4 protein-coding genes and 1 pseudogene are annotated in these 3,883 nt (G+C 73.6%); 1 reads left to right on the top strand and 4 read right to left on the bottom strand.

All coding sequences use genetic code 11. From position 1 onward, the window contains the following. A pseudogene (locus E2E34_RS32360) lies at positions 1 to 182 on the bottom strand (GNAT family N-acetyltransferase); the annotation flags it as partial. 93 nt (positions 183 to 275) lie between these two features. Between E2E34_RS32360 and E2E34_RS32355 the strand changes: the two are divergent. Further along, positions 276 to 971 (top strand): DUF4230 domain-containing protein, encoded by a 696-nt coding sequence (locus E2E34_RS32355; protein ID WP_138905407.1) that lies wholly within the window; start codon positions 276 to 278, stop codon positions 969 to 971. Here E2E34_RS32355 and E2E34_RS32350 read toward each other — a convergent pair. The 3 genes from E2E34_RS32350 to E2E34_RS32340 are packed head-to-tail and all read right to left on the bottom strand — an operon-like array spanning position 950 to position 3,700. Beyond that, positions 950 to 1,684, bottom strand: coding sequence for a TetR/AcrR family transcriptional regulator (locus E2E34_RS32350; RefSeq protein WP_138905406.1), 735 nt, complete (start codon positions 1,682 to 1,684; stop codon positions 950 to 952). The two genes, E2E34_RS32355 and E2E34_RS32350, sit on opposite strands and share 22 nt — an antisense overlap. A gap of 26 nt (positions 1,685 to 1,710) precedes the next feature. After that, positions 1,711 to 2,781: a PDR/VanB family oxidoreductase gene (locus tag E2E34_RS32345; protein ID WP_138905405.1), complete on the bottom strand. Its 1,071-nt coding sequence runs from the start codon at positions 2,779 to 2,781 to the stop codon at positions 1,711 to 1,713. 1 nt (position 2,782) lies between these two features. Further along, positions 2,783 to 3,700, bottom strand: coding sequence for a metal-dependent hydrolase (locus tag E2E34_RS32340; RefSeq protein ID WP_138905404.1), 918 nt, complete (start codon positions 3,698 to 3,700; stop codon positions 2,783 to 2,785). Positions 3,701 to 3,883: the final 183 nt, after the last annotated feature.

Below are 3,883 nucleotides of genomic sequence, written 5' to 3'. Positions count from 1 at the left end.
AGCCACACCTCCCCCTCCTTCATCCGCAGCCGGAAGTGCTCCTCGTCCTTCCCGCCCGGCTGCCACTGCACGATGCCCCGGCTCCGCATCCACCGGGCGGCACCGCCGTAGAGGGCGACCAGCCGGGCGAGGTCCGCGCCGCCCTGCGCGTCGGCCCTGCGCAAGCGCACGTGTGTCGTCATGCGGATCACCGTAAGGGGGCCGCCGCCCGCGGACATCGGCCGCACCCGTACCGCAGGCCGAGTGACCAAGGGGTACGGGGGAATCCGTACCGTATGACTCTCACCGACGCCGCACAGCGGCGGCCCGGCAAGTCCCCGCGCCGCACCGGTCTGCCCGGCTGGGCCAAGGTGGCGGGCGTGCTCGCGGTCGTGGTGGCGCTGCTGTTCGCCGGCAGCAGGCTCAGCCTGCTGCCGGGCTTCGACGACTTCTTCGGCGAGGAGACCCACGACCGGTCCGGCCCCGCCCTGCTGAAGTCCATCCAGGACATGAGCCGTTACGAGGCGGCGTCCGGCAACTTCCAGGTCGTCGTCGACCTGGAGAAGGACGCCAAGTTCCTCCCGGACGCCGTGCGCGGCACCCGCACGCTGTTCGTCGGCGCCGGCACGGTGGGCGCGTACGTCGACCTCGGCAAGGTGGGCAAGGGGCAGGTCACCGTGAACGAGGACCGCACCGCCGCCACCCTGCGCCTGCCGCACGCGCGGCTCGGCAAGCCGGCACTGGACCCGGACCGTTCGTACGCCGTGTCCAAGGAACGCGGGCTGCTCGACCGGCTCGGCGACCTCTTCTCCGACAACCCGGCCGACGAGCGCGCCGTCAACCGCCTCGCCGCCCGGCACATCGGCGAGGCCGCCGAGGAGAGCGAGCTGACCGCCCGCGCCGAGAAGAACACCACCAGCATGCTCCAGGGCCTGCTGCGCTCACTCGGTTTCGAGGAGGTCACCGTCCACTACGGCGACGCGGGCCGCTGACCGGGCACGGCGTCCGGCGCCGCCCCGGGCGTCAGCGCGGCCAGCCGCACGATCAGGTCCGCGAACAGCCCGTCGGCCGGCTCCAGGGCGAGGATGTCCAGCAGCACGCGGGCCATCTCCTCGTCGTACGCCGCGCTCACCGCCGCCAGGGCCGCGAAGTCGTGCACCAGCTGGAGTTCCAGCTCGGCGCGCGGGATCTCCCGCCCGTCCAGCCAGATCAGCGCCGTCGACTCCGCGAGCGACACCCACGACCGGACGACCATCGCCAGCCGGGCCGGGGGGTCGGTGATGCCGAGGTGCGCGAGGATCTGCTCGTACGCCGCCTGGCGCACCTCGTCGATCATGGCGTTCGTCGTCGACGAACCGACCGCGGGGCCGCCGCGCATCAGCGCGGAGAAGCCGGGGCCGTGGTCGTCGACGAAGTCGAAGAAGCGGCCCATCACCCGCAACAGCCGTGCGCCGAGCGGCCCTTCGCGCGGCTCGACGAACCGCCCGGCGAGCTCGTCGGCCGCCCGCCGCAGCGCGGCCTCGTACAGGCTCTGCTTGCCGGGGAAGTAGTGGTACACGAGCGGCCGCGAGATGCCCGCGGCGGCCGCTATCTCGTCGATCGACACGTCTTCGGGCGAGCGGTGGCTGAACAGCTCCAGTGCGACGCTGATCAGCTGCTGCCTGCGTTCCTCGACGCCCATTCTTCGGCGCACCCCGGTCGTCATACGAGCAGCGTAGCCGCCGCCACCGGTCACATATCCAGGACCAGGCGCTCTCCGTACGCCCGGGAGACGCAGATCAGCATCGAGTCGTCGCGCTCCGAGTCGGTCAGCAGCTCGTCGCGGTGGTCGATGTCGCCCTCCAGGACGCGTTGTTGGCAGGTACCGCAGAAACCCTGCTCGCACGAGTACGAGACGTTCGGGACCTCGGGGCGGACCGCGGCCAGGACCGTGCCGTCCGCCGGGACGGTCACGGTGCGGCCGGTGCGGCGCAGTTCGACCTCGAAGGCCCCGCCGCCGGCGGGGGCGCCCGGCGCGAAGCGCTCCAGGTGCAGGGTGCAGCCGGCCGGGAGCGCCTCGGTCACGGCGGCCATCAGGGGCTCGGGGCCGCAGCAGTAGACGGCGGTGCCCTCGCCGGCGCCGGCGAGGGCGGCCGCCACGTCGGGCAGGCCGGCCTCGTCCTCGGCGACGATCGTGACACGCTCCGGCGCGGCCAGCTCCCCGATCGCGTCGAGGTACGGCATCGAGGCGCGGCAGCGGCCGCCGTACAGCAGCTTCCAGTCCGCCCCGGCGGCCTCGGCGGCGCGCAGCATGGGCAGGACGGGGGTGATGCCGATGCCGCCCGCGACGAAGACGTAGGCGGGGGCGTCGGTGAGCGCGAAGCGGTTGCGGGGGCCGCGGACCTCCACCTTCGTGCCCTCGTGGAGCTGTTCGTGCACCTCGCGGGAGCCGCCCCTGCCGTCCTCGACGAGCCGGGTGGCGAGGGTGTACGTGCCGCGGTCGGCCGGATCGCCGCACAGCGAGTACTGGCGCACCAGGCCGGAGGGCAGCACCAGGTCGACGTGCGCGCCGGGCGCCCAGGCGGGGAGGTCCGCCGTGTCCAGTGCCTCCAGGCGCAGCTCGACGACGCCGTCGGCCGGTGCCGTGCGGCCGGTGACGAGCAGCCGCAGGGCGGAGGGGGAGCGGGCGGCGCGGGTGCCGGAGACGGGGTTCTCCAGGGCGGGCATCGGCCACAGCGGGGAGCGCCGGATGCGGCGGCGCAGGGCCCGCCGGGCCAGCAGAGCGGCGCCCGTGGCCAGGACGATCGTGCTGACGCGGGGCATCTCAGGCACCTCCGGGGGTGGCGGTCCGGCCGGTGGCGGCCGGGGAGTTCGCGAGGTAGGCGACGGCCTGGGCGGTGCTGGCCTCCTGCGAGGGGTGGTACGTACGGCTCAGGTAGCGGGGGACGGAGCGGATGATGTCCCCGGTCGCGGGCAGCACGCCCTCGCGGCCGCGGCGTACGAGGTCCCGGACGGTGGCCCGGCCCTCCAGGAGGGTCGGATCGTTCTCCATGAAGAACCGCGAGCCGCGCTGCCAGAGGAAGACCAGCGCCGTGAACGCGGTCGCCCAGGTCCTGACCCGGCGCCGGTAGCCGCCGTCGACGTGCATGAAGAGCTCGAAGGCGACCGAGCGGTGCTCGACCTCCTCCGCCCCGTGCCAGCGCAGCAGGTCGAGCATGGTGGGGTCGGCGCCGCGCCGGTCGAGTTCGCGGGCGTTGAGCACCCAGTCGCCGAGGAACGCGGTGTAGTGCTCGATGGCGGCGATGATCGCGACCCGTTCCATCAGCCACCACTTCCTGGCCCGGCCGGGCGGCAGGGTGCGGTCGCCGAGGAGCTTCTCGAAGAGCCAGTCGACCTGCGCGGTGTACGGCGTCGGGTCGAGCCCGAGTTTCCTCAGGTGCGGCAGCACGTCGTCGTGGGCCTGGGAGTGCATGGCCTCCTGGCCGATGAAGCCGATGACGTCCTCGCGCAGGCGCTCGTCGCGGATGTACGGCAGCACCTGCTTGTAGACGTGCACGAACCAGCGCTCGCCGGCCGGGAGCAGCAGGTGCAGCACGTTGATGGTGTGCGAGGTGAACGGGTCGCCCGGGACCCAGTGGAGCGGGGTGCCGTCCCACTCGAAGGCCACCTTGCGGGCCTTGAGCCCCGTCCGCTCGGACTCGATCGCGGCCGGTGCGGGCCGCCCCTGCTGCGTATTAGACATGGCGTCAATGTACTGACGAGTACGAGCGGGCAACAGGGTCGTGCGGCGGGTTTCTCGTCCCCCGCTCCGCCCGGGCACCGGGCGGGCAGCCCACCGGAAGGGGCCGGTCCGTGCCGCGCGGGCGCCCGGACCGGCCGCCTCTACCGCAGCGCCCCCACCCGCGCCACGCTCTCCACCCGGCCC

Source organism: Streptomyces albidochromogenes (assembly GCF_005981925.1).
GTDB classification, from domain to species: domain Bacteria; phylum Actinomycetota; class Actinomycetes; order Streptomycetales; family Streptomycetaceae; genus Streptomyces; species Streptomyces albidochromogenes.
This window is presented reverse-complemented; position numbering and strand designations above follow the sequence as displayed.